Origin of the sequence: Hymenobacter amundsenii (assembly GCF_002204745.1) — a bacterium.
Taxonomy (GTDB): Bacteria; Bacteroidota; Bacteroidia; order Cytophagales; family Hymenobacteraceae; genus Hymenobacter; species Hymenobacter amundsenii.
Genome location: NZ_NIRR01000027.1, coordinates 34196 through 58878, shown reverse-complemented (window position 1 = coordinate 58878; position 24683 = coordinate 34196). Strand labels below are relative to the sequence as shown.

The 24683-nt window shown below is 60.6% G+C and carries 23 protein-coding genes, 1 tRNA gene, 1 other RNA gene and 1 riboswitch; of the genes, 15 read left to right on the top strand and 10 right to left on the bottom strand.

Annotated features, from left to right (window positions below):
* Window positions 1-94: 94 nt before the first annotated feature.
* Together CDA63_RS14850 and CDA63_RS14845 are read right to left on the bottom strand one after the other, a co-directional pair.
* Complete coding sequence (locus tag CDA63_RS14850) at window positions 95-634, bottom strand: MOSC domain-containing protein (RefSeq protein WP_088465245.1); 540 nt, start codon at window positions 632-634, stop codon at window positions 95-97.
* A gap of 97 nt (window positions 635-731) precedes the next feature.
* On the bottom strand, window positions 732-1388 hold the full coding sequence (locus CDA63_RS14845; protein WP_242434688.1) for a VIT1/CCC1 transporter family protein: 657 nt from the start codon (window positions 1386-1388) through the stop codon (window positions 732-734).
* A 177-nt stretch (window positions 1389-1565) separates the two neighbouring features.
* Between CDA63_RS14845 and CDA63_RS14840 the strand changes: the two genes are divergently transcribed.
* On the top strand, window positions 1566-2201 hold the full coding sequence (locus tag CDA63_RS14840) for a Dps family protein (RefSeq protein WP_242434687.1): 636 nt from the start codon (window positions 1566-1568) through the stop codon (window positions 2199-2201).
* A gap of 53 nt (window positions 2202-2254) precedes the next feature.
* Here CDA63_RS14840 and CDA63_RS14835 read toward each other — a convergent pair whose 3' ends face one another.
* Window positions 2255-2758: a low affinity iron permease family protein gene (locus CDA63_RS14835; protein ID WP_088465243.1), complete on the bottom strand. Its 504-nt coding sequence runs from the start codon at window positions 2756-2758 to the stop codon at window positions 2255-2257.
* 259 nt (window positions 2759-3017) lie between these two features.
* On the opposite strand from CDA63_RS14835, the gene CDA63_RS14830 reads away from it, so the two are divergent.
* A tRNA-Leu gene (locus CDA63_RS14830) sits at window positions 3018-3099 on the top strand.
* Between the two features lie 159 nt (window positions 3100-3258).
* Here the strand turns inward: CDA63_RS14830 and guaA are convergent.
* The gene (gene guaA, locus CDA63_RS14825) at window positions 3259-4791 is read right to left on the bottom strand and encodes a glutamine-hydrolyzing GMP synthase (RefSeq protein ID WP_088465242.1); all 1533 of its coding nucleotides are present in this window, start codon (window positions 4789-4791) and stop codon (window positions 3259-3261) included.
* Window positions 4792-5318: 527 nt separating this feature from the next.
* On the opposite strand from guaA, the gene ffs reads away from it, so the two are divergent.
* From ffs to CDA63_RS14800, 5 genes are all read left to right on the top strand, one after another.
* An RNA gene (ffs, locus tag CDA63_RS14820) (signal recognition particle sRNA small type) lies at window positions 5319-5415 on the top strand.
* Between the two features lie 245 nt (window positions 5416-5660).
* On the top strand, window positions 5661-6317 hold the full coding sequence (gene fsa / locus CDA63_RS14815; RefSeq protein WP_088465241.1) for a fructose-6-phosphate aldolase: 657 nt from the start codon (window positions 5661-5663) through the stop codon (window positions 6315-6317).
* Between the two features lie 91 nt (window positions 6318-6408).
* The gene (locus CDA63_RS14810; protein ID WP_088465240.1) at window positions 6409-6612 is read left to right on the top strand and encodes a fructose-6-phosphate aldolase; all 204 of its coding nucleotides are present in this window, start codon (window positions 6409-6411) and stop codon (window positions 6610-6612) included.
* Window positions 6613-6683: 71 nt separating this feature from the next.
* Complete coding sequence (locus tag CDA63_RS14805) at window positions 6684-7373, top strand: cell division ATP-binding protein FtsE (protein WP_088465239.1); 690 nt, start codon at window positions 6684-6686, stop codon at window positions 7371-7373.
* 132 nt (window positions 7374-7505) lie between these two features.
* Window positions 7506-8396 carry a glycosyltransferase family 2 protein gene (locus tag CDA63_RS14800; protein ID WP_088465238.1) on the top strand — a complete coding sequence of 297 codons (891 nt, stop codon included), beginning with the start codon at window positions 7506-7508 and terminating at the stop codon, window positions 8394-8396.
* A 72-nt stretch (window positions 8397-8468) separates the two neighbouring features.
* On the opposite strand, the gene CDA63_RS14795 is transcribed toward CDA63_RS14800, so the two are convergent.
* Window positions 8469-9362: a DUF6565 domain-containing protein gene (locus CDA63_RS14795; RefSeq protein ID WP_088465237.1), complete on the bottom strand. Its 894-nt coding sequence runs from the start codon at window positions 9360-9362 to the stop codon at window positions 8469-8471.
* Between the two features lie 179 nt (window positions 9363-9541).
* Between CDA63_RS14795 and CDA63_RS14790 the strand changes: the two genes are divergently transcribed.
* On the top strand, window positions 9542-10702 hold the full coding sequence (locus CDA63_RS14790; protein ID WP_242434686.1) for a DegT/DnrJ/EryC1/StrS family aminotransferase: 1161 nt from the start codon (window positions 9542-9544) through the stop codon (window positions 10700-10702).
* Window positions 10703-10768: 66 nt separating this feature from the next.
* Entirely contained in the window at window positions 10769-11578 is an 810-nt protein-coding gene (locus CDA63_RS14785; protein WP_088465235.1) for a M48 family metalloprotease, read from the top strand.
* A gap of 232 nt (window positions 11579-11810) precedes the next feature.
* Here the strand turns inward: CDA63_RS14785 and CDA63_RS14780 are convergent, their stop codons facing one another.
* Window positions 11811-12533, bottom strand: a complete 723-nt coding sequence (locus tag CDA63_RS14780; RefSeq protein ID WP_088465234.1) for a M48 family metallopeptidase — start codon at window positions 12531-12533, stop codon at window positions 11811-11813.
* 148 nt (window positions 12534-12681) lie between these two features.
* On the opposite strand from CDA63_RS14780, the gene CDA63_RS14775 reads away from it, so the two are divergent.
* Genes CDA63_RS14775 through CDA63_RS14765 form a run of 3 tightly spaced genes read left to right on the top strand, consistent with a single transcriptional unit; the run spans window position 12682 to window position 14977 of the window.
* Complete coding sequence (locus CDA63_RS14775; protein WP_242434685.1) at window positions 12682-13707, top strand: Gfo/Idh/MocA family protein; 1026 nt, start codon at window positions 12682-12684, stop codon at window positions 13705-13707.
* Window positions 13708-13721: 14 nt separating this feature from the next.
* Window positions 13722-14195, top strand: a complete 474-nt coding sequence (locus tag CDA63_RS14770) for a hypothetical protein (protein WP_088465232.1) — start codon at window positions 13722-13724, stop codon at window positions 14193-14195.
* Between the two features lie 41 nt (window positions 14196-14236).
* Window positions 14237-14977, top strand: a complete 741-nt coding sequence (locus tag CDA63_RS14765; RefSeq protein WP_088465231.1) for an EcsC family protein — start codon at window positions 14237-14239, stop codon at window positions 14975-14977.
* A 99-nt stretch (window positions 14978-15076) separates the two neighbouring features.
* On the opposite strand, the gene CDA63_RS14760 is transcribed toward CDA63_RS14765, so the two are convergent.
* Window positions 15077-15544, bottom strand: coding sequence for a DUF4890 domain-containing protein (locus CDA63_RS14760; protein ID WP_088465230.1), 468 nt, complete (start codon window positions 15542-15544; stop codon window positions 15077-15079).
* A 352-nt stretch (window positions 15545-15896) separates the two neighbouring features.
* Window positions 15897-15989, top strand: a riboswitch (SAM riboswitch).
* Between the two features lie 416 nt (window positions 15990-16405).
* Here CDA63_RS14760 and CDA63_RS14755 point away from each other — a divergent pair.
* The 3 genes from CDA63_RS14755 to CDA63_RS14745 all read left to right on the top strand — a co-directional run bounded on the left by CDA63_RS14755 (window position 16406) and on the right by CDA63_RS14745 (window position 20048).
* Window positions 16406-17407 (top strand): ATP-grasp domain-containing protein, encoded by a 1002-nt coding sequence (locus CDA63_RS14755; RefSeq protein WP_088465229.1) that lies wholly within the window; start codon window positions 16406-16408, stop codon window positions 17405-17407.
* 55 nt (window positions 17408-17462) lie between these two features.
* The gene (locus CDA63_RS14750; protein WP_088465228.1) at window positions 17463-18482 is read left to right on the top strand and encodes an LLM class flavin-dependent oxidoreductase; all 1020 of its coding nucleotides are present in this window, start codon (window positions 17463-17465) and stop codon (window positions 18480-18482) included.
* 99 nt (window positions 18483-18581) lie between these two features.
* Complete coding sequence (locus tag CDA63_RS14745; RefSeq protein ID WP_088465227.1) at window positions 18582-20048, top strand: amino acid permease; 1467 nt, start codon at window positions 18582-18584, stop codon at window positions 20046-20048.
* A gap of 130 nt (window positions 20049-20178) precedes the next feature.
* Here the strand turns inward: CDA63_RS14745 and CDA63_RS14740 are convergent, their stop codons facing one another.
* The 3 genes from CDA63_RS14740 to CDA63_RS14730 all read right to left on the bottom strand — a co-directional run bounded on the left by CDA63_RS14740 (window position 20179) and on the right by CDA63_RS14730 (window position 24567).
* Entirely contained in the window at window positions 20179-21660 is a 1482-nt protein-coding gene (locus CDA63_RS14740) for a lipopolysaccharide biosynthesis protein (RefSeq protein ID WP_165768311.1), read from the bottom strand.
* A 133-nt stretch (window positions 21661-21793) separates the two neighbouring features.
* Window positions 21794-23170: a DUF7033 domain-containing protein gene (locus CDA63_RS14735; RefSeq protein ID WP_088465225.1), complete on the bottom strand. Its 1377-nt coding sequence runs from the start codon at window positions 23168-23170 to the stop codon at window positions 21794-21796.
* A gap of 44 nt (window positions 23171-23214) precedes the next feature.
* The gene (locus CDA63_RS14730) at window positions 23215-24567 is read right to left on the bottom strand and encodes a glycosyltransferase family protein (RefSeq protein WP_242434684.1); all 1353 of its coding nucleotides are present in this window, start codon (window positions 24565-24567) and stop codon (window positions 23215-23217) included.
* Window positions 24568-24683 lie beyond the last annotated feature (116 nt).

Sequence of the window (24683 nt, the reverse complement as noted above, 5' to 3'; positions counted from 1 at the left end):
GCGCACAACGGCCAGCCATGCCGCGTGGCTGCTGGTCGCCAACTTGACCATGACTTTACGCCGAGCTACAGCCCACTAATTCCCAAACATGCTCTTAGTCCTGATTTGCTTCTTTGGGTGCAATTGCTTGTACTAAGTCGCCGACGCGGATGGGGCCACCTTGCACGATGCGGGCCGTAAGACCACCGTGGCCACGCATGGCATTGTAGCCGCCGGCCCCGAGTTCTTCCTCCATGCGCGAACAGGGGTGGCACTCACCGGTGATTTCAATAATAACGTCCTCCCCGATGCGTACCTGCCGGTTTTTGAGGGCCAGCAAATTCAGGCCGCTCACCACTAGGTTGCGGCGCAGCCGGGCAGGGTCTATCAGTTCTCCGGCCTGGCCCAAAAAGCCACCTACCGCTCCTAAGTGCTCGTGCTGCATAAGGGTTAATTGGCGCTTGCCGCCGGGCCGGGGTCGGGCATGGTCGCCGCGCAGGTGGCGGTCGGCTTCGGCCTCGGCTTCGGCTACCACCTGCATCGGTTCACGACGGGCCGGGCGCAGGCCAATCCATTCTACCCGGCCCTGTTGGGGTAGGGTGCTCAGGAGCTGGGCAATGGTAGATTTACTGTCGCCGAAGAAAGGAAATGGCATAGGCGGGGGTGAGGCTAAGGTAGAAAGTGAAGTGGCTGGAGCGTAAAAAACTGATAAGGGGCTGCTGACGGTTCGCCAGGTGCTTTCCCGTTCAAAGCTACTCCTGCGTGATGAGACGGGCTACCAGAAATGCCGCGCCGGCAGCCAGTGCCCCCACGCCCGCCATTTTGAGGGCCCCCATAACCGGGGGCTGGCCGGTCATGCGGCTTTTCAGGTAGCCAAAAATCAGCAGGCAGACCAGCGTTATTACGGCCGACCACAGCAAGCCCTCGGCAGGGGTGTCCGTAACAAAGTAGGCGCTGAGCGGAATAAGGCCCCCCACGGCGTAGGCCGTACTGATGGTAAACGCGCTTTTGGGGGCTTGGCTGGGGTCGGGCTTTTCAAGGCCCAGCTCATATTTCATCATGAAGCGCACCCACTGATCGGGGTCGGCGGTGAGTTCGCGCACGGCTTGGTGGCGGGTGCTTTCTGAGAGACCCATTTCGGTCAGCAGCTCATCTACCTCGGCCCGCTCTACGTGGGGCACATCCTGCACCTCCTGGTACTCGCGCTTGAGTTCGGCGTCGTAGTGCTCTACTTCGGTTCGGCCAGCCAGGTAGCCGCCCAGGCCCATGGCAATGGAGCCAGCCACAATTTCGGCCAACCCGGCCGTAATCACGAGGCCCGACGACTGCACGGCCCCACTCAGCCCGGCGGCCAGGGCGAAAGGCACCGTCAGGCCGTCGGAGAGGCCAATAACGATATCCTGAAGCATAGCCGAACTGGTAAGATGGTGCTCAGGATGCGGGTGGGCGTGGTGCATAAGTCGGAGGGGAGAAATACTTGGGTAGGGCAGAGTAAGCTAACCTACGCACCTTCTCTACGTATGCTAGTGCTACCGGGCAGCTTTCCGCCGCCTTTTCTTTTCTGTCTATTTTCCCCCTTTATTATCATGGCTAAATCCACTGCCAAATCCGACGCTAAAGACTCCGCTAAAAACTCGGCCAATGGCCACTCGCCCAGCGTGCAGCCGGTAATGAACCAGCAGTTCAACGCCCCCAAGGCGCTTCAGAAGTACGGTACCGTATCGCAGCGCCTGCCCATCGGCCTCGACGAAAAAACCCGTCAGCAGAGCGTAAACCAGCTCAACCAGCTGCTGGCCGATACCATGACCCTGCGCGACCTCTATAAAAAGCACCATTGGCAGGTAGTAGGCCCTACTTTTTACCAACTGCACCTGCTCTACGATAAGCATTACGAGGAGCAAAGCACGCTGGTCGATACTATTGCCGAGCGGATTCAGATTCTGGGTGGTGTAGCCATTGCCATGGCTCCCGACGTGGCCGAGCTGACCACCATTCCGCGTCCGCCCCGCGACCGGGAGGAAGCGCCGGTACAGGTTTCGCGCCTGCTCGAAGCCCACCAGATCATCCTTAAAAACTGCCACGAGTACGCTAAAGCCGCCGACGATGCCGGCGACGACGGTACCAACGACGTGGTAGTAAGCGACGTGATGCGCACCAACGAACTGCAGGTGTGGTTTGTGTCGGAGCACGTCGTTGACACGCCTTTGGTGCGGGCCGAATAGGCTGGGCCAACTCCACAGAAGAAGCTTCTTCCCGCCACGGGAGGAAGCTTTTTTTATTGCTTCCAATGGCCAAAAGTGCTTGGCTGCCGATTGATTCTGCGTTTCCGCTGGTGGTTTTCCTCGGCTTCCTCCACCGAATGCGTGCGGCCCAGGTTGTGGTCTTGCTTGGCCTTGGCAGCCAGCAGGCAGAAGTAATTGTGGAGCATATCAATTTCTTCCTCCGTGAAGTCCTGGGCGTTGATGAGGCGGTTGCTGGCCCCTTGCTGAGCCGCCAGCAGTTCGTTGAGCTTGAGATGCAGCACAAGCGAGTCCTTATTCTGGGCCCGCTGAATCAGGAAAACCATTAGAAACGTGACGATAGTAGTGCCCGTGTTGATGATCAACTGCCAGGTTTGGGAGTAGTGAAACACCGGACCAGTCAGGCTCCACACCAGCACGATGCCCAGCGCCAGGCAAAAAGCGGCCGTCGAGCCCGACCAAATGGTGACCTTCCCGGCGATGCGGGCAAACAGGCTGGAAGGCTTCGGGGCTATAGGCAAATGAGTAGGAGTCGTCATGGCTATTTAGTAAGTGAGGGTGGGAGTAGGGCCGTTTAGGGGTTGATGTGCCAAATAACGCGTACCCAAATGAACGGGCAGTGAAATTTTTGAGGCTGACAATGAGCAAGAAACCGTCGTTTGACTTATAATATCGCCGAAAAACACGTGGTATACTTGCACCCTGACTTTCGACCCCCTACTTTTGTCATCGATTCGCCGCCTCAGCGAGTCCGAAAGCACTGGCTTTCGCTTTAAAAAGGAGTGCTAGCCGTCATCTGCGCACGTGGTGAAACTGGTAGACACGCCATCTTGAGGGGGTGGTGCCTTCGGGTGTGGGAGTTCGAATCTCCCCGCGCGCACTTCAATAAAAAACCCGCTCTGGCTTTGGCCGGAGCGGGTTTTTTGTTTGGCTTAAAGATATAATGGGAAGTTGCTGTTTCGGAACCCAATGGCGCGTACAGCGCAGCAAGGCCCCAAAACAGCAACTCCCCACTTTACCAATTCGCTAGCTCACCTTGCTATTCCCACTCAATCGTTGCGGGCGGTTTAGAGCTGATGTCGTAGACGACGCGGTTGATGCCGCGAACCTGGTTGATGATGCGGTTGCTGACCGTGGCCAGGAAATCGTAGGGCAGGTGCGACCAGTCGGCCGTCATGCCATCAACGCTAGTTACAGCGCGCAGGGCTACTACCTGCTCGTAGGTGCGCTCGTCGCCCATCACGCCCACGCTCTGGATTGGCAGCAGCATCACACCGGCTTGCCATACTTCGTCGTAGAGGCCGTGCTCTTTGAGGCCGTTGATGAAGATGGCGTCGGCCCGTTGGAGCAAGTCTACTTTGTGGGGCGTGATGTCGCCCAGAATGCGGATGCCCAGGCCGGGGCCGGGGAAGGGGTGGCGGTGCAGAATATTGGTGGGCAGTCCCAGCGCCGCGCCCACTTCGCGTACCTCATCCTTGAACAAGGCCCGGAGCGGCTCCACGATTTTCAGGTTCATCTTCTCGGGCAGCCCGCCCACGTTGTGGTGGCTCTTGATGGTCACGGCCGGCCCGTTTACCGATACCGACTCAATTACGTCGGGGTAAATGGTGCCCTGGGCCAGCCAGCGGGCCCCATCTACGCGCTGAGCTTCGCGGTCGAATACCTCAATGAAGGTGCGCCCGATGGCTTTGCGCTTCTGCTCGGGGTCGGTGAGGCCTTCGAGGGCTTGGTAGAATTCGGCGCTGGCGTCTACGCCGCGCACGTTCAGGCCTAGGTCGCGGTAGGAGTGGAGCACTTCCTCGAACTCGTTCAGGCGTAGCAGCCCGTTGTTCACGAAGATGCCGTGCAGCCGCGGCCCGATGGCCCGGTGCAGCAACAGCGCCGCCACGCTCGAATCGACGCCGCCCGAGAGGCCCAGAATCACTTGGTCCTGCTCGCCGATGGTGGCTTGTAGCGTGGCCACCATTCCATCCACGAAGTGTTCGGGCGTCCAGTCCTGAGCGCAGCCGCATATGCCCACCGCGAAGTTGCGCATGAGCTGCTTGCCGTCGGTGGAGTGCGTGACTTCGGGGTGAAACTGGATGCCGTAGGTGGCCTGGCCTTCGATTTCATAGGCGGCCACCTGCACGTCGGGCGTGCCGGCAATAGCCAGGAAACCCGCCGGCAGCTCCTTGATGGTGTCGCCGTGTGACATCCAGACCTGGGAGCCAGGCTCCAGACCCTGCAGCAGTGGGTGGTGCTGGTTGAGATGGGTGAGGCGGGCCCGACCGTACTCGCGGATGGTGGCCGGCAGCACCTCGCCGCCCTGCTGGTGGGCCAGCAGCTGGGCGCCGTAGCAAACGCCCAGTACCGGTACCTGGCCCAGGTAACGGCTCAGGTCGGGGTTGGGCGAGCCAGCGTCGCGCACCGAGCAGGGAGAGCCCGAAAGCACCACGCCCCGGATGTCCTCCGTGAGGTCCGGGGCGTGCGTGAACGGGTGAATCTCGCAGTAGATATTCAGCTCCCGGATGCGCCGGGCAATAAGCTGCGTGTACTGCGAACCGAAGTCGAGAATCAGAATTTGTTCAGGCATAAGCAAAATTAGCGCACAGAGTTCAGACCTGCCGCACGCGGCCTATTTTTTCTCGCGCCAGCAGGTTGGCTCCGATAGTCTTCCCCCATCAGTTCTGCCTCTCCTAAGCTAAGTCACGCCCGACGGGCTAAAGCAGCGCAGCAACGTGCGGTAAAGGGCTGTTCCAGTTCCTAAAAAATAGTTTTAGCAATATAATTCAATGCTTATGAGCTGCGAATGCCAGTCACAAAGGTGGTCTATGGCGCCTTCCATACCCCGCTCTGGTGCCGCACCTTTGTAGTGCCTGCTGTAGGTTATTATTGCCGTCTTTCTTCGCCTGCTCCGATGCATTCTTCGCTTCCGCTACTCGCCCTGTCTCTGTTAGGAGCCCTGCCATTGCCCACTTCCAGCAATCCAGCCCCACGCCCACGGCGGCTAATCGGATGTCCTGAAAAAAGAAGCACCTGATTTACTTGCTGATACCGCTTGCGGAAAGAAAAATGCCAACGCTTGCACGGAATCCGCTGAATTGCTGCTTACCTTTGTTCCCGGCGAGTCAGAACGACCAGCTCCTGCTGAATTCCCCCAGGACCGGAAGGTAGCAAGGGTAGGTGGTTGAGCGGTGCGATTTTGGCTCGCTTTTTTTTGCATCACGGATTAACGCGGATTTTAATGGATTGCACGGATTTTGTAGCCGGACCAATCCAACCGTAGTTGACCTGACGATATAATTTCAGTAAAACAGAAAAGGCGGCCTATTTGGGCCGCCTTTTTGTTTTTGCGTACTTTGCGGGGCCGGCCATTGCCAGCCCCGGACGCGTAGCGGGCCCGTGGACAAGCGTCTGCGAAACCTGTGAAATCCGTGCTAATCCCTGCTAATTCGTGATCCTGTGAAGTTTTTCATTGATACTGCCAACCTGAAGGAGATTCAGGAAGCCGTGGAGCTCGGTGTGCTCGATGGCGTAACCACCAACCCTTCGCTGATGGCGAAAGAGGGTATCAAAGGCACCGATGCCGTGATGGCCCACTACAAGCAAATCTGCGAAATGGTGGACGGCGACGTATCGGCCGAAGTTATTGCCACCGACTACGAGAACATCATCCGCGAAGGTGAGGCCCTAGCCGAGCTGCACCCCAACATCGTGGTGAAAGTGCCCATGATCCGCGACGGCGTGAAGGCCATCCGCTACTTCTCCGATAAGGGTATCAAAACTAACTGCACGCTGATTTTCTCGGCCGGGCAGGCCCTGCTGGCCGCCAAGGCCGGCGCTACTTACGTGTCGCCTTTTGTGGGCCGGTTAGATGATATCGGGCACGACGGCCTGCAGCTGGTGCAGCAAATCGTGGATATTTTCAGCAATTATGGCTACGCTACCCAAGTGCTGGCCGCCTCGGTACGCCACGTGCCGCACCTGCTCCAGTGCGCCGAGCTGGGCGCCGACGTGGTAACCTGCCCGCTCAACGTCATCACCGGCCTGCTCAACCACCCCCTCACCGACAAAGGGTTGGCCACTTTCCTGGCCGACCACAAGAAAGTGAATGGCTAATTCTTAATGTATGAAATGTGAAAAGTGCGACTAACGGGCTGAATAGTCGTTTTCGCATTTTTCGCATTTTCACATTTGCCGCATCAGCGCCATGTACATCATCAAAGTAAAGGGCAAAGCCAAAATTCCCGATTACATTCAGTTGCGGGACGAGGAGTTTGTGCTCATTGCCTACTTCCGGGCCGACCGCCCGCTGAAGGATTTGCACCGCTACGGCTTGGCCGGCAAGGAAACCGAGCTGGCCGGTGTCATCAGTGGCCTCGAATTCGGTAAGCTCCAGAAACTGGAGGTTTAGCGCATCAGGCGTGCTGCCAGGTACTGGCGGCCCCGGTTCTTCTGCCATTCACAACCCAAGTCCGTAACCCCATGACCGTAATTGAGCTGCACGACGCCTACATTATGCAGGACGTGAACACGGTGCTGCAAAAGGTGACGTTTGCGCTCGAAAAGGGCGAATTTGCTTACCTGGTGGGCCGCACGGGTTCGGGCAAAAGCTCGCTGCTTAAAACCCTGTACGCCGATTTACCCCTGCCGGCTGGCACGGGTTCGGTGGTGGGTTTTGCGCTGCCGCGCAGTGGCAGCAGTAGTAAGGTGCCTTACCTGCGGCGTAAGCTGGGCATTATCTTCCAGGATTTTCAGCTGCTCTTTGACCGTTCGGTGGCCGATAACATGCTGTTCGTGCTTAACGCCACTGGGTGGACGGGTAAGGCCCGCAAGCAGCAGCGAATTTCGGAGGTGCTCATGCGCGTGGGGCTGGCCAGCGTGGCCGGCAAAATGCCCCACCAGCTTTCGGGCGGCGAGCAGCAGCGCGTGGTTATTGCCCGCGCTTTGCTTAACGAGCCCTTGCTGCTACTAGCCGACGAGCCCACCGGCAACCTCGACCCCGACGTAGCCGACAGTATTATGCAGCTGTTCGTAGAAATCAATAACGCCGGTACGGCCGTGCTCATGGCCACCCACAACTACCAAATCATTCAGCAGTACCCGCGCCGGGTACTCAAGTGCGAGCAGGGCCACCTGATCGACTCGGCCGTGAGCCCGTTTGAGTTAAGCTAAGTCCGGAAGAAAATGTGCGACTCCTGGCAACCAATCTGCGCAAGCCGGGCTCCTCGTAGGTAGTGCCGTGTCGTGCCAACCTCCGCCGCCGCGCCGTTTCCGCCTCCCACCCGTTAGCTGCTTTCGCAATCTATGTCAGGGCTTTCCGTGCTGATTCCGGTGTTCAACTACGACGTGCGCCCGCTGGTGTACGCGTTGCGGGCGCAGGCCACCGACTGGCGCGGCCCGGTAGAGATTCAATGTCTCGATGATGGCTCGGATGAGGCTTTTCGGGTGCTCAACCGCGAACTGGCCCAGCTGCCTGGGGTGGTTTACCGCGAGCTGGACTGTAACGTGGGTCGGTCGGCCATCCGTAACCAGCTGGCCGCCGGTGCCCGTTACGCTTGGCTCCTGCTGCTCGACAACGATAGCCGCCTGCCCGACCAACAATTCTTGGCGCGCTACCGGGCCGCGTGCTACCGGGCTTCGGTGCTGGCGGGCGGTACCAGCTACGAAACGCTGCCGCCGTCCGAAGTAGCCCTGCGGCTGCGCTGGCTCTACGGCTGCCACCGCGAGGCCCGCCCGGCTGCCGTGCGCCAGCGCTGCCCCCACGGCCAGCTCACGCTCAACAACCTGCTCATCCGGACCAGCATATTCCGCGACCTGGGCCTCGATGAAAGCCTGACCCGCTACGGGCACGAGGACACTAAATTCGGCTGGTTGCTGCGCCAGGCTGAGGTGCAAGTGCTCCACCTCGACAACCCGGTACTGCACGACGGACTGGAGGAGGCTCCCATCTTCTTGCAGAAAACCCACGACGCCGTGCGTAACCTCGTGCAGCTCTACCGCGCCGAGGGCCTCGGGGCCGATACTCGCCTGCTCCAGGCGGGGCTGCGCCTCCAGCGGTGGGGCTTGAGCGAGGCGGTGCGCACGGCCTTTGGACTACGCCGCGAACAGGTACGCCGCAACCTACTCTCGGGCCACCCTAGTCTGCGCCAATTCGATGCCCTGAAGCTGTACTGGCTACTGAGTGAGCTGCGCTGAGAGACCACGCAAAAGCGCCGGCCCTTCCGAAGAAGAACCGGCGCTTTCGCACTTAGACTGAAAAACTAAAAGTTAGTCGTTGTCGGTGTTCTTTACTTCCGACTTCACTTCCTTGTAGGCCCCTTTTACGGCTCCGCCTACTTTCTTGCCAACTTTAGCGGCACCCTGGCCCACATCTTTACCGACTTCTTTCACGTCGGAAGCGGTATTGCTGACCGCGTTACCTACGGCCGAACGCTCATCCTGGGTGTCATCGGCCACGTCTTCGGCTTTGCCAGTTACGGCATCAACTGCCTGCCCGCCGCGAATACCAGTTTTGTCATAGGATTTGAAGGCGGCATACTTCAGCTTCTCCTTCTGGATCTCAGCTAAGTCGTTAACGGGAATATCACCTTTGATTTTGTCATATGCCTCGTCCAGAGCACGCCACTCAGCATTGATATTGTTCCAGTCGTTGATATCGTACTTATCCTGGTTTTGCTTGACCTCATTAATAAACGACTCGTAGGTCTGGCGGGCGTTGGCGGCCGTTACGCGGCTGGCAGGCGAAGTGGGCTTATAATACTTACCCATCGTCATCGAACCGGCCGACGTACTGCCGGAGCGGTTGGTCCACGCCATTTCGCGCTTATCGTAAGCGGTGGTGTAGCGGTTGCGGAGTTGCTCGATTTCCTGGCGACGGCTGTCGTCGTACTTGTCGGCGTACTTATCTACCGAGGCTACTTTGGCGTCGAAGTCGGATTTGAGCTGAGCCGTTTCGCGGTTGTAGTCCTCTTCAGTTTCGCTGGCTACGGCATCGGCACGCGCTTCGGTGTCCGATACGAACGTCTGGAAATCGTTGTAAGCCTGGTCGCTTTCCGACGACATTTCGTTTTGCTGCGCGTTGGTGCAGCTGGTAGTGAAAGCAGCCCCGCTAAGCAGAAGGGCGGCCGACAGGGCATTTATGGTGAGTGTTTTACGTAACATGGTAAGTAGATTTTAAATTAGGAAAGGGAAAATGGCTGGGAGAGAGCCAAGGCCGAAGCCTTCTGGGGTTAACGCAAGCAGCGCGCCGCTGGTTACGCGGCGGCGCTAGCACCAGCAGACTAGCCTCGGCCCCGGGCCGGTTACCTTTGCCATGTCCGCTCCGTTTTATTACCCCTGCCGTGTCGTCTCTTCGCTTGCCTGCCGCGCCGCCCGCACCCATCCACCTGCTCGATTTACCGGCCCAACATGCACCCATTCGGGCGGCTCTGGAAACGGCCGCCGCCACTTGCCTGCATCAGGCCGCCTTTATTCAGGGGCCGGCCGTGGAGGCCTTTTCCCGGGAGCTGAGCCAGTACCTGGGCGACTGCCACGTGGTGCCCTGCGCCAACGGCACCGATGCCCTGCAGTTGGCCCTGATGAGCCTGCGGCTGCCGGCCGGGGCCGAGGTGATTGTGCCGGCCTTTACCTACGTGGCCACGCTGGAAGCTGCCGCCGTGTTGGGCCTGCGCCCCGTGCCCGCCGACGTGCTGGCCGGTACGTTCAATCTCGACCCGCAGGCCGTGGCCGCCGCTTTAACGCCCCAGACCGGGGCCATAGTGGCCGTGCATTTATTTGGGCAGTGCGCCGATTTGCAGGCGTTGCGCCAACTGGCCGACCAGCATGGCGTGGCTCTGATTGAAGACAATGCCCAGGCCATCGGGGCCACGTTTCAGCCCGAAACCGGCCCCACCTGGGTGGCTGGGACGGTGGGGGAGGTGGGCACCACGTCGTTCTTCCCGAGCAAAAACCTGGGCGGCTTCGGCGACGGGGGGGCATTGTTTACCCGCGACGAAAACCGGGCCGCTTACCTGCGCCAGCTCGCCAACCACGGCCAGACCCGCAAGTACCACCATCAGCACATCGGCCTCAATTCCCGCCTCGATACCCTGCAAGCGGCCCTGTTGCGCGTGAAGCTGCCCCACCTGCCCGCCTGGACGGTCGCCCGCCAGCGCGTGGCTGCCCACTACGACGAGTTGCTCGGTGGCCTGCCCGGCCTGCGCATCCCGGCCCGCGACCCGCGCAGTACCCATGTGTTTCACCAGTACACCATTACGCTAACTGAGCCGGGTCGCCGCGACGCGCTCCAGGCTTTTTTGGCTGCCCACGGCGTGCCGAGCGCCGTGTACTACCCCCTACCCAACCACCTGCAACCTGCCTACGCATATTTGGGCTACCAGGCGGGCCAGTTTCCAGTGGCCGAGCAACTGGGGCGCACGGTGCTCTCGCTGCCCATCCATCCGACCCTGACCCCCGAGCAGGTAGCGTACGCAGCGGCCGTGGTGCGGGCAGGACTGGCGTAGGTTGGCCCGGTTTTTTCTTTTCGCCCCGATAACTCTGATTTCCGACTCCCTTCTCTGCTCAAGACTATGCGCCGTTCTTTGCTGACCCTCGTACTGCCCCTGGCTGGGGTAGTGGCCCTTACCAGTGCCGCTGTAACCAAGCCGGCCCAGGGCTTTAATATTTTTTCCGTCCAACAGGATATCGAACTGGGCGCCCAGGTGGCCCGGCAGACCGATTCGCTTTACCGGGCCAAGGGCCAGCTGCTGAGCCGTTCCGGTAATGCCCGCGCCTACCAACTGCTCGATGGCGTGGTGAAGCGCGTACTCGATAACGGCCAGCTCAAGTACCGCACCCAGTTCCCTTGGGATGTGCAGATTATCAAGGACGACAAGACGCAGAATGCCTTTGCCACGCCCGGGGGCCATATTTACGTGTTTTCGGGCCTGATCAAGTATCTCGACAACGAGAACGAGCTGGCCGGGGTGCTGGGCCACGAAATTGCCCACGCCGACCGCCGCCACAGCACCCAAACCATGCAGAAGCAATATGGTACCAGTATGCTGCTGGGGCTGCTGCTAGGTAACCGCGCCAACGGCCAACTCGTGCAGATTGCCGCCGGCCTGGGTCAGCTCAAGTTCAGCCGCGCCTACGAAACCGAGGCCGACAAGTACTCCACTATTTACCTCAACGGCACCCGGTATTACGCATGCGACGGAGCTGCCGGCTTCTTCATTAAGGCCGAAAAAGAAGGTGGGGCCGGTGCGCCCGAGTTCATGAGCACCCACCCCAACCCTGGCTCCCGCGTCCAGAACATCCAGCGTAGTGCCCAGCAGTTAGGCTGCACCGGCAAAACGGTCAGCAATACCAATTTCAACGAGCTGAAGCGGTTGCTGTAACTTTTGCAAGTGCAGGTTGGAGAAGGAACGTCATGCTGAGCATGTGGCGGATTGAGCCAGGGTGCGGAGCCGCAATCGAAGAATCTCTACCGCTTCGCTGATGTGTTATCCAACGTCAGCACGCGAGATTCTTCGGCTGTGGCTCCGCCATTGCTCAGCATGACGTTCTGTTAAGAACCGTTTCGCGTACCGTCTCTCACTTCTCACTTCTCACTTCTCACTTCTCACCCTATTAATCTGCGTCAGGCGACGCGGTGGGAGCTAGTAGTACGCGGTTGAGCTCCGCTTTATGGAGCCGCCAGTCGGGCATGAACTGATCCATCAGGCCCCAGAACCGGGCATTGTGGAGGCGTTCGTGCAGGTGGGTCAGCTCATGGACCAGCACGTATTCGAGGCAGGGCAAGGGGCGCTTGACGAGCTCCAGGTTCAGCCAGACGCGGCGGGCCCCGATGTTGCAGGTGCCCCAGCGGGTGCGCATCTGCTTCACGCCCCAGGCCACCGCCGTACGGCCTACTACCAGCTCCCAGCGGGTAAAAAGTGTGGGCAACATCTGCTTGAGCTGCTGCCGGTACCAGGCCGTGAGCACGGCTTCCCGCTGGGCGGCGGTGCTGCCCTCGGGTACGCGTAGGTGCAGCTGGCCGTTTTCAGGCAGCAAAACCACGCTGGCCCGCCCCATTGTCGGGCTCACCAGTAATTCGTACGCCTGGCCCAGGTACGGCACCGTTTCACCCGATTCATAGCGCGGTTGCGGGGCCGGTTCACGGGCAGCGAAGCGCTGCTGATGCTTTTCAATCCAGCCCCGGCGGGCCTGCACGAACTCTTCGATGGCCGCTGTGGGTGTTTGTAGCGGTACCGATACGCGGATACGGCCCCCGGCGTACACCGTCAGGCGCAGGCTGCGCATGCGCTTACGGACGAGGTCAATTTGCAGGCCGGCAATCTGAGTTTGAGGCATGGTGTGGTAGGGGATGGGGTACAAAGTTGGCCCGCCAAAACGTTTTCAGGGCATTGGGCGGGTGAGAAAACCGGAGAAGCTGAGGAAACGCCCGTTTTTTCGCAGCTTGCGGGGCTTTTCTTTTTCTGCTTTATTTATTCTGGTTTCAGTGGCTGATTCGCTTGCGGCAGTTCGTTTCGTTATCTGCGGCGTGGGCCATATCGGCCGCCGTCACGCGGCATTAGTAGCCCGCCACCCCGGCGCGGAGTTGGTGGCCCTCATCGATAGCCAGCCGGAGCTGGCTGCCGGGCTGGGTGCCGAATTTCCCGGCGTACCGTTCTTCAGTTCCCTCGACGACTACCTCGCCCACGGCCCCGCCGCCGACGTGCTGACGGTGGCTACGCCCAACGGCCAGCACGCCCAGCAGGCCATTCGGGGCCTACGGGCAGGCCTGCATGTGGTAGTCGAAAAGCCACTGGCCCTGCGCAAATCCGACGCCGAGGACATTGTGCACACGGCGCTGCAAACCGGCCGCTTCGTGTTCGGAGTGATGCAGAACCGCTACTCGCCGCCCGCCGCCTGGCTCAAGCAGGTGGTGGACGAAGGCCGCCTGGGCCAAGTGTTTTTGGTGCAGCTTAACTGCTTCTGGAACCGCGACGAGCGGTACTACACGCCCGGCAGCTGGCACGGTACCCGCGCCAACGACGGAGGCACGCTCTTCACCCAGTTCAGCCACTTCGTGGATTTGCTCTACTGGGTGTTCGGCGACATCACCAACATCTCGGCCCGCTTCCGCGACTTCACCCACGCCCACCTCACCGAGTTCGAGGACAGCGGCCTGGTCACCTTCGATTTGCTGCGCGGTGGCAGTGGCACGCTCCAGTACAGCACCGCCGTCTGGGACCGGAACCTGGAAAGCTCCCTCACAGTAGTGGCCGAGCGAGGCAGCATCCGCCTCGGCGGCCAGTACATGGATAAGGTAGACTATTGCCACCTCCAGGACTACACGCTGCCCACGCTGCCACCCACCAACCCCGCCAACCAGTACGGGGCCTACCAAGGCTCGGCCGCCAACCACGTCCACGTCATCGATAACGTAGTGGCCACCATTCAAAAGCGTGGTTTCGCCACCACCAATGCGCTGGAGGGGCTGAAAGTGGTGGAGATAATAGAACGGATTTACAGCTTAAAATAAGTAACCCGAAAGTCATGAAATATATCGTTATCGTGCTTCTGAGCGCGCTGGCCCTGGCCGGCTGTTCGACGGATGCGGAGCAGAATTCTACCGGAGGAGTGGCGTTGCCTGCAGAATCGAAAGCCGCGAAGCTGAGCAACGCGGTAAGCTCCCGGGGGCGCGACACCATCACTGCGGGGCAGGAGTTCGTCACCCGTGTGTACCTTAACCAAGCGCGGCAGGCCGGCATTATGGCCGCCAAAACCAAGCGCCCGCAATTCCTCATTACCTACAACCCGAACCTGCAACAAGCCCGGTTCGATACGGCAGTGTTGATGGGCGATACGGGTGTTGTGCGGTTTACCCCGCAGGTTGGAGCCCTCCGTTCCGGCGAAGTGAAGGCACACGAATGGGTGTACCAAATGGCCGTGGATTTCAACGCCCACCACCCCGGCCCCGATACCGTGTTTATGGTACGGGAAGTCCTCTACATTAAGGCCAAGCCGTAAGTCAGGGCAGCGCAACACCTCATTGGGCCGTATGTTTAGTTATGACTGACCAGCAAGCCCTAACCGACCTCCGTACCTGGCAGCAACGGATGCAGCGCAAGCCGAGCCTGCTCAACCGCTTCACGCGGCTCGTGCAGGCCCGCCTGAACGCTTTGCTGCCCGAAAAGCTGCACCGCGCCCTCACGGTGGCCATCCAGAAAATGGTGCAGGGCGTGTTGTTCGGCTCCACGCATACCACCCGCCAGCCGGTGCAGGAGGGCACCTTGGCTGAGCGCGAGGCGCGGGTTCGGGCGCGCATTCGGGCCTACCGCAACACGGCGGCCGTGGAGGGCGGCGCCACGGGGGCCGGGGGCTTCTTGCTGAGCCTGGCCGATTTTCCGCTGCTGCTGGGCATCAAGCTTAAGCTACTCTTCGATATTGCCGCCCTCTACGGCCACGATGTGCGCACCTTTTCGGAGCGGCTTTACCTGCTGTACATCTTCCAGCTGGCCTTCAGCAGCCAGCATACCCGCCGCGAAACCTACCGCCAGCTGGCTGCCTGGCCCGTTGCCGAAGCCCCTACTACGGCCGATGCCTTCGACTGGCGCACATTCCAGCAGGAGTACCGTGACTATATCGACCTGGCTAAAATGGCCCAGCTGCTGCCCGTGGTGGGCGCGGCCGTAGGGGCGGTGGCCAACTACCGGCTGCTGGCGCAGCTCGGCGAAACGGCCATCATGTGCTACCGCCTCCGCTGGTTCAGCGAGTCGCCGTCCCTGAACCCCAAGCCAGACCCAGCCTAACGAGCGGGTATTTGTGGTAACTGGGCCCCAGCGGGCATAAAAAAAGAGTCCCGGCCATGGTGCCGGGACTCTTTTAGTTTTTAGCGGAAGGGGAAGGCCTTAACTCTTGCCCTGTTTTCCCTCCTGACGACCCTGGCCCTGGTGGGTTTTGCGCTTGGCCATTTTTTCGGCCTGCAGTTGGGTGTACTTAGCGTACTGGTCGTTGCTCAGAATCTGCTTCAGTTGCGCGTTGTAACGCTCTTTTTCGGCCTTCATGGCCACATGATGCTGCTTCTTATCGGCTTTGGCAACAGCGGTGCCGGCCTGATTTTTGTGGGCCTGCATAGCCTGGGCCCGGCTCAGGTGGAGCTGGCGAACCTGCTGGGTCTGGGCGGCGGAAAGGCTGAGCTTCCGGCTCATGTGTTGGGCCGAGCGGTCGGCGCGCTGCTCGGGAGTAAGGTTGGCGTGGTCGCCTTTGTGCTCACCTTTGTGATGCTGGCCGTGGGCGACTTTGGCAGGGGCCGTTTGGGCCGAAGCGGCAGCGGCGGAGAACGAGAAAGCAGCGAGGATGAAGAGGAACTTTTTCATGGTGATTTATGGGAAAGTTTATGTTCGAAGGAAAGAAGCGCGTTTGCCGTCCAGACTAGCATGCGGGCTTCTGAGAAGGGTATTTGCAACTCCGGTGCCAGTTTTGTGTGCCAACGGCTGAATTAGCCAGCTTAAAAGATTTAAATTTTCGTATTAAACTATCCGTTGAAAAATATGTCATCTAAATAATTAATTGAAAATCAATACATTAACTTGTTTATTTGCGTTTGCCAGCGGTGGTTGCGCGCGGCTAGTGCCGGCTGAAAAAGGCGGCGCGGGCAGGGGAAGAGTTGCCGGGGCAGCAATCCGGTTTTACCTTTGTCGCATCAATTCTTTCTTCCCCGAAGGATTGTTTTTATAAAGAGGCGCTGAGAGACAGGCTCAATGAAGCGCCGGCAACCATCCGCAACCGCGGGCACGGTGCCAAGTCCTGACCATATAAAAACAAGTTACCGTGGACGCCTCCAACAACGCCCTGCTTTCCGCTACCGCCCTTACTGCCGCGCCCGTCGTGTTCCGGCACCGGGCCGGCTTATGCTGTCGGGGCTGTTGTTGCTGTTGTAGCCGGGCATAAGTACCCGTTGCGGGCCGTCGAGCCCGCCTAGCCGCTGAGTAAGCGTGGGCTCATTGCCCACTGCTCCGCCGGTTTCCCCCTCCTGTTTTCTGACTCAATTATCCGTGGGCCTGCTTAGGTCTGGCCGGACCGTTAGGTTCGTCCGGTGCTGCAGCGCGGGCCGGGTTCGTTGGTGGTTCCGCCGCGCCCGGCCGGCCCGCTGGTGCCCGGCTGCAGACTTGAGGGAAGGGGACTGGTTACGCTCGGTGGTTTTTCTTCCGCTTTTTCACTCTCTTTTTTTCTTGGATATGACTGCTGCCACCAAGCCTATTGGCATCTATTTCGAGCACCCCGACTGGTTCAAGCCCCTTTTTGCCGAGCTCGACCGGCGCGGGCTGGCCTACGAGAAAATCGACGCTGCCCACCACCTCTTCAACCCAGCCGAGCAGGAAAGCCCCTACAGTCTGGTGGTGAACCGAATGAGCTCTTCGGCCTACCTGCGCGGCCACGGCCAGGGTATTTTCCATACGGCCGGCTACGCTACGCACCTCGAGCGCATCGGCACGCGCATCATCAACGGCTCGGCGGCTACAGCCATCGAAACCAACAAGGCCAGGCAGCTTTCCTTGTTCGAGGCATTGGGGCTGGGCTATCCGGCTGCGCGGGTGATAAACCATGCCAGCCGGGCCGTGGAGGCCGCCCGCGAACTGCGCTTTCCGGTGGTGGTTAAGGTGAACATCGGGGGCAGCGGCGCGGGCATCATCCGCTTCGATACGCTGGCGGGCCTGCAAGCCGCCGTGGAGGCCAATCAGCTGGACCTGGGCCTCGATCAAACGGCGCTGGTGCAGGAGTACGTGACGCCCCGCGGGGGCCACATTCACCGGGTCGAGACGCTCGATGGCAAGTTCCTCTACGCCATGAAAGTGTATACCACCGGCGAAAGCTTCAACCTGTGCCCGGCCGAAATCTGCCAGATTCCGGAGGAGCAGTCGGCCGAGTTTTGCCTGACCGAAGCGCCTAAAAAGGGTATTCAGGTGGAGGCTTTCACGCCCCCGGCCGAGGTAATAGAAGCGGTGGAACGCATCGTGGCCGCCGCCAGCATCGACGTGGGCGGCGTGGAGTACCTGATTGACGAGCGCACCGGGCAGGTGCTGTTCTACGACATCAACGCCCTGTCCAACTTCGTGGCCGATGCCGTGAACGTGGTCGGTTTCGACGCTTATGCCCGCTTCGTGGACTACCTCGAAGGCCAGTTGCCGGCCCCGGCCGGCGCGCCGACAGCCGTACCGCAAGCCGAGGTGGCGGTTTGATTCCTTCTTTTCCGAAAAACCCGAAGCCCCAGGGCTTCTCAAACACCCTGCAACTATGAAATTTGGCTATTGGATGCCCGTTTTCGGGGGCTGGCTGCGCAACGTCGCCGACGAGCAGATGCCTACCGACTGGACCTACGTGAAGGAGCTGGCCCGCCGCAGCGAGGCGCTGGGCTACGACCTTACCCTCATTGCCGAGCTCTACCTCAACGATATCAAGGGCCCTGAGGCACCCGCGCTGGAGGCTTGGAGTACGGCCGCCGCGCTGGCTGCCGTCACCGAGCAGCTCGAAATTATGGTAGCCGTGCGGCCCACGTTTCACCAGCCGGCGCTGCTGGCCAAGCAGGCCGCCAACATCGACCTGATTGCGCCCGGCCGCCTTTCGCTGAACGTGGTGTCGAGCTGGTGGCGCGACGAGGCCACCAAGTACGGCCTGCACTTCGAGCAGCACGACGACCGCTACGCCCGCACCCGGGAGTGGCTCGACGTGGTGAAAAACGTGTGGGAGCACGACCACTTCAGCTACGAGGGTAAGTACTACCAGCTCACTGACAACGTGCTGCAGCCCAAGCCCGCCAAGGCCCCGTTTCTGTATGCTGGGGGCGAGTCGGAGGCGGCCAAAGACCTGATTACGAGCCAGTGCGACGGCTACGTAATGCACGGCGACTCACCCACCCAAATAGGGGCCCGCATTGCCGATATGCGCCGCCGCCGCGAGCAGAAGGGGTTGCCGCCGATGAAATTTGGGGTGGCCGGCTACACCATCGTGCGCGAAACCGAGCAGGCCGTAAGCCGGGAGCTGGCCCGCATCACGGACGTGAAAGCCACGGCCGCGGGCTTCGGTAACTACCAGCAGTGGCTGGCCGGCACCCAGCTCGAGCAGCAGGTGTCGTTGCAGGACTACTCCGTTTCCAACCGGGGCCTGCGCACGGGCCTCACCGGCACGCCCGCCCAGCTCCAGGACCGCATCGGCGAGTTCGAGCGGGTGGGGGTCGATTTTTTCCTGTTGCAGGCCAGTCCGCAGCTCGAAGAAATGGAGCGCTTCTCGGAATCGGTTATCCGGGTGCTGGCTTGAGTGCTGGACTGATTTAATATCCCCGTGGGCCGCTACCGGCCCGGTTTACTCTTACCCGAATGGGCTTCGCAGCAAGCGGGGCCCATTCTTCCTTGTTTTATGCTCAAAAAATCATTGGAGCTGCTCCGGCAGGAAGCGGCCGAAACAGGTAGCAACACCCTCAAACGAAGCCTTAATGGTTTCAACCTCATCACCATTGGCGTCGGTGTAATCATCGGGGCCGGGCTGTTCTCGCTCACCGGCATTGCCGCCGCCAACAACGCCGGGCCGGCCATTACGCTCTCGTTTATTGTAGCGGCCGTAGGCTGCGCGTTTTCTGCTTTGTGCTATGCTGAGTTTGCCTCCCTGGTGCCTGTTTCGGGCTCGGCCTACACCTACGCCTATGCCACCATGGGCGAGCTGTTTGCTTGGATTATCGGTTGGGATTTGATTCTTGAATACTCGGTAGGCGCGGCTACGGTGGCCATCAGCTGGTCGCAGTACCTGCTTAAATTTCTGGGCAAGTATGGCCTGCATCTGCCGCCCCAGCTGGTGATGTCGCCGTTTGAAACGGCCACGCTGGCCAGTGGGGCTGAGGTGCGCGGGCTGGTGAATGTGCCGGCCATGCTCATCGTGCTGGCCATTACGCTCATCATCATCCGGGGCACGGCTGGCTCGGCGTGGTTCAATGCGCTGGTGGTTACGCTGAAAGTGGCCGTGGTGCTGGTGTTCATCGCCCTGGGCTGGCAGTACATCGACCCCGCCAACTACCACCCCTATATTCCGGCTAACACCGGCACGTTCGGCGAGTTCGGCTGGAGCGGGGTGCTGCGCGGGGCGGGCGTAGTGTTTTTTGTGTTTATCGGCTTCGACATCGTGGCCACTATGGCCCAGGAAACCAAGAATCCGCAGCGCAACCTGCCCATTGGTATCCTCGGTTCGCTGGCGGTTTGCACCGTGCTGTTCGTGCTGTTCGGCTACGTGATGACGGGCCTGGCCAACTACACCGAATTCAAGGACAGCGCCGCCCCGGTGGCCATTGCCATCGAAAAAACGCCTTATGCCTGGCTGTCGGGGGCCGTTATTCTGGCCATCATTATCGGCTATACCTCCGTGATTTTGGTCGATTTGCTGGGCCAGAGCCGGGTGTTTTTCAGCATGGCCAAGGATGGGCTGCTGCCCCCAGTGTTTGCCCGCATTCATGCGCGGTTTCGCACCCCGATGCAGTCCAACTTATTGCTGGGCCTGTTCATTGCCTTATTCGCCGGTTTCGTGCCCATTGCGGTGGTGGGCGAAATGACAAGCATTGGCACGCTGCTGGCCTTCGTGATGGTGTGCGCGGGCGTGCTCATCATGCGCAAGCGCGAGCCCAACGCGCCCCGGGCTTTCCGCACGCCCTGGGTACCGGTGGTACCGATTCTGGGCATTCTCACCTGCGTGGCCATGATGGTGTCGCTGCCCTGGGAAACCTGGCTGCGGCTGGCCGTTTGGCTGGCTATCGGGCTGGCTATTTACTTTGGCTACGGCCGCCGGCACAGCAAGCTGGGCCAGCAGGCCCGCGCTGAGGCGCAAAAGCAGGTAGCGTAGTTCACCAGGACTTACATAGAAGGAGCCGTGGGGTTCGCGCTACATCGAGCAGTCGTAAATCCTGTTCACAACGCAAACTGTTGACCCTAAAAGAGCCGGCAGTTTGCGTTTGAGAGGTAAGTGGATGAGGCTACCAGCCCAATCGTTTACGCAGAGTGGCCAGCAGTGCGCCGGCTTCCGGGGCGGTGCCAGTGGCCAGCACCAGCCCTCCGTACACGGCCGTGATGACCGTGGAGCGCACCAGCATCGTGAGCATGGGCGAGCCCACGGCCGGTACCAGATACCCCGCCGCGCCCGCCGCCGCCGTGATGGCCAGAATCAGCGGAATCCGCCAAGTAAAGGGCTGCATCTGGAAGCTGCGCCACACGAACCAGGTTCGGGCCAGGTTGATGCTGACCTGCGCGGCCACCGCCGCCACGGCCGCTCCCACCATGCCCAGGCGCGGAATCAGCAGCAGGTTTAGCCCCACGATAAGCAGGGCCAGCGACACATTGAACACCAGATCGAAGCGGTAGCGGGGCGAGGTAATCAGGATGAGGCCGTTGAGGCCCGTGATGCCATCGAAGAGTCGGCTGCCCAGCAGCAGCAGCACCACCAGCGTGCCCTGGGCGTATTCGGCCCGCATGAGGGAGTAGATGAAGTCGAGGTTGAGGCCGATGCCCAGGGCCAGAAAGCAACCGATAAGGGCGTTGAGGCGGGTGGTGCGCCGGTAGAAATCGGCCATGCCCGTCAGGTTCTGCTCTTTCCAGTAGTCGGCCAGCAGCGGGAAGGCAATTTTGTTGAGCGAGCGGGCCGGAATGGCCAGCGCCGTGCTGATGTTGAAGGCAATGCCATAAATGCCAGCCGCCGCCAGATTCACCTGCGAGCCCACCATGATGGTATCAATATACATGATGATGGAGCCGGCCAGTGAGCCCAATAGCGTGAACGCGCCCATACTGAACAGTTCGCGCACCGGCCGCACGGCGAGTACCGCCCGCTGGGGCCGCCAGTGCAGCTCCCCGATATGCAGCAAATAGCCCGCCAGCACCAGTACCAGCACCCCATTCACGCCGATATACCAGAGCACGTAGCCGTGGAACGAGAGCAGCCCCTGGGCAAACAGCAAGGCCCCACCCAGAATAAGCAGCCGCAGTAGAATGTCCTGCAAAAACGACGAAAAAGCGGTGTGGTAAAGCGCTTTCAGGTAGGCATCGAGCAGGGAGTAGAGCAGCGTGAAGAGCGCGAAAACCGCGCCCCAGACGTAATACGTGTCCAGCAGGGCCGCGTCGGGCGCATTGTAGAACCCCAGCACCAGCGGCCGCCCCGCCAGGTATAGCACCGTCATCACCGCGAAGCCCAGCAGCGGTATGCCTAGCAGGAAGGGCAAAAAGCCGTGGTGGCCGTTTTCGCGGTTGCGGAAGTAGGGAAAAAACCGGATGCCGACGCTGGCAAACCCAAACGCCGCGACTTGCGCAAACAGCGTCGCCAACGAGGCCAGCGTGCCCGTCAGACCCAGCTGCCCAGGCGCAAAAAACCGCGGCAGCACCAGCGTGGTACTCACGAAGCCCAGCGCCAGCCCCAGGTAAGAAATGACAGTGTTGCGCAGCCCCTGCCGCTGAACGATACCCAAGCTGTGAATGAGTGAATGAGTGAATGAGTAGGTTGGGGCGAAACAGGCCGTCATGCTGAGCGCAGCCGAAGCATCTCTACCGCTAGGCTAATCCTGTTGAGTGCAACGAAACGAATACCATACTTCGCGCTGCTCAGGATGACGGCGGATTATACGTCTGCTGCCAGATTTCTTCGCCGTTGACGAAGGCCACGTTTCGGCCGCGAAGGTACTCCACGATGGCGCAGAACTGCGCGGGGCCGTTGCGCTGGTTGGCCGCATCGAAGTTTTCGTTGTGCCAAAGCACCGTGCAAACGCCCCCGAACCGCTCGATTTCCTGGAACATCGGCGTGAGGACCGGCAGAATTTCGTCGGGGGCCAGTTGCAGGTACCGGGGATGGTGTAGGGTAGCGTCCATCACGTTGAGCGGGATTTCGAGGAAGTCGTAGGCCTTGCTAGTCCGGAAATTAAAAGGCTGAAACGGCAGGCAGTAGGAGTTGCGGAAGCCGTAGTGCTCGGCGAATCCCAGCGTCGAATCGTATTCAAAAGCCAAATCATCCAATAGTTCGGGGGTAATCCGTGGTTCCCATTGCAGGTAGTGAAAGCGGATGCCAGGAACGTTTGTGGGGGTGCCCAGTGCTACCATCGCCTCCTGGGTCAATTGGTCGAGGCTAGTGGCCGTGCCGATGCTGGCGTGCAGGCAGATTTCAGCCCCGGCCGCTTCCAGTTCTTTGATGCGGGGGCCGATAGATTGCATCTGGTAATCGGCATTCGGAGTGCCGTTGGGTGCTTTGCGGTGCTCGGGCAGGAAGAAGAACGTGCTTTTAGCACCGTAGCCGGCCACGGTCTGCTGCACCAGCTCCAAATTGTCCCAGGCACCGGCTTGAGTGAAATGCTGCCACAGCTGCTGCCCGAGACCAAGCAGGTCGCCGCGCCGCAGAGCTGCTTTGGCAGGCTCTTTCCAGGCGCTGCGCAGGTTGTCGATGTCGTGGGTGATGCAGGCGGCCCAACTGGCCCCGCCGGCCCAGCGAGGCGGGCGCAACACCTGGCCGGTTACGTGCTCGACGGCCGTTTTCAGGATGTCGAAGTAGTAGTTGACGACCGGCACCGCCACGAAACCGTAGCGGGCCTGCACGCTGGCCGCATACGGAAATCGCCCATGCTGGTCGCGCTCCTCCGAGAAGAACTCCTGCCAGCCACTTAGCAAGTAGAATGCGGCCGAAACTATATCGGCGTTGATGCGTGCTCTACCTTCCGGCAATAGTTCCAGCAGGGGCAACGCCAAGCTGCCATCAAAGAAAAACGGCAGCCGCTGCCCACCCCACTCCCGCCAGTTCGGTTCGGGAGGGTAGGGGTTGGTGGCAGCGAAAAACGCGTGCTCCACGGCCACAACTTCCACCTGCGGCTGGGTCCCGGCATAGCCGATACTGACCGCTGTCATCTGCGCATACGCCGCCCGGAAATGCCGCAGCACGTAAGCTAACCGGACTTCGGCGGTAACGGGCGCAATGGCGGGGAGCAGGGGAATCATGCCACAAAGTAAATCAGAACAGCTCGGCGAACCGCTGCGCCAGGTTATGCCCGAACTTCGGCCAGCCACTCCTGCAGTACCCGCGCCGCCCGCTGCTGGCTGTAGCCTTCGTCGGGGGTGCCCAGGGTGGCGTTGTAGTAGGCGGCCCGCTGGTATAAATCGGCCGGCTTGGCCAACTGCACCTGCCGCAGCCACTCACCTAAGGCCGGCAGCGAATTGGCCCGCTCTATCAGGCCGTGGGCCACGTAGCCGTAGTAGTCCTTGGTCAGGCCGTGGGTGCCGAAGCGGAAATATACGCTGGCCAGATTGAGCAGCGTGGCTTCGAGGTGGGTGCTAGTGTCGGCGGCAATCAGCGCATCGTGCTCACTCAAAAACTCGAATACGTTTTGCTGGCGGGCATCGGAAAACTGCAGCGCCGGGTGTCTGGTGTCCAGAAACGAGAAGTCGCGGGTGTCGCCAGGGTGGGGGCGGAGGGTGAAGGTGAGGTCGGGGAACTGAGCCAGTAGGTAGTCGAGGGCGGACGTGATGGCGGCCGTGTCGTCGAGGGTGTTGCAGGCCACCGCCACCCGACGCACGGCGGGCGCGCGGTTGCGGCGGACCAGAAAGGCATCGGCCTTGGGCATGCCCACCAATTCCACCCGGCCGGCTATGGGGCCGCATTGGCGGTACTTGTCCAGCGCGTCCTGGCCTTCCAGCAGGCTCAGATCGAAACCCAGCGGCGGGAAGTTGGTGCTCACGCTGGCATGCTGCACGTAGGCGGTGGGCACGCCCTCGGCCTGGCAGGCCAGCAGCAGAGCGCGGGCGTCGTCGTTGTGGTCGTTGGCAAACACCACGGCCCGGGGTCGGTAATGGCGCAACGCCCGCCGGTACACTTCGTAGTAGCCGACGGCGTTGAAAATCAGATCGAAAAACCGCCAGGCCCGCTGGCCCTCCGTGCGCCGCAACGACTGGTACACGCCTGGCAGCTGGCCGTAGTAGAGCAGCTTGCGCCGTAACGACAGCCGGTTCACTTGCCCGTTATAGCGCCCGATTTGCTTGTTTTGGCCAGCCACCATTACGGCATCCGGCAGGGCTTCGCGCAGAAAGTGTAGGGAGTCGTAGTTGTTCTGGCTCACCACGTAGAGCCACACCTTGCCGCCCAGCTGCTCCGGGTTGCGCACTTTTTGGAACATGTTGCCCACCAGCCGCAGCCCAGCGTAGCCCAGCACTTTCAGCAGCCGTTTCCAGGGGCTGGCTGGCGAAATCGGCTCCAGGGTGTGGGGGGGCAGCGAGGCAAACAGGTCGGTGAAGCGCAGTTGCAGAATATCGCACAGGCGGTCCACCTCACCCCCCCGGCCCCCCTCTCCGCCGGAGAGGGGGGAGCCTGACGATTTGGGTGGGGGTGGGGAATGGGACATCTATTGAACGGGTGGAATGTGACAAAAGCTTGTAGCACGAACGGCAGAACGGCCGTAGCGCGAAGCTCCAGCTTCGCGTGTCGTTGCTGACTGCCAGACGAGTATGTTCAACGATA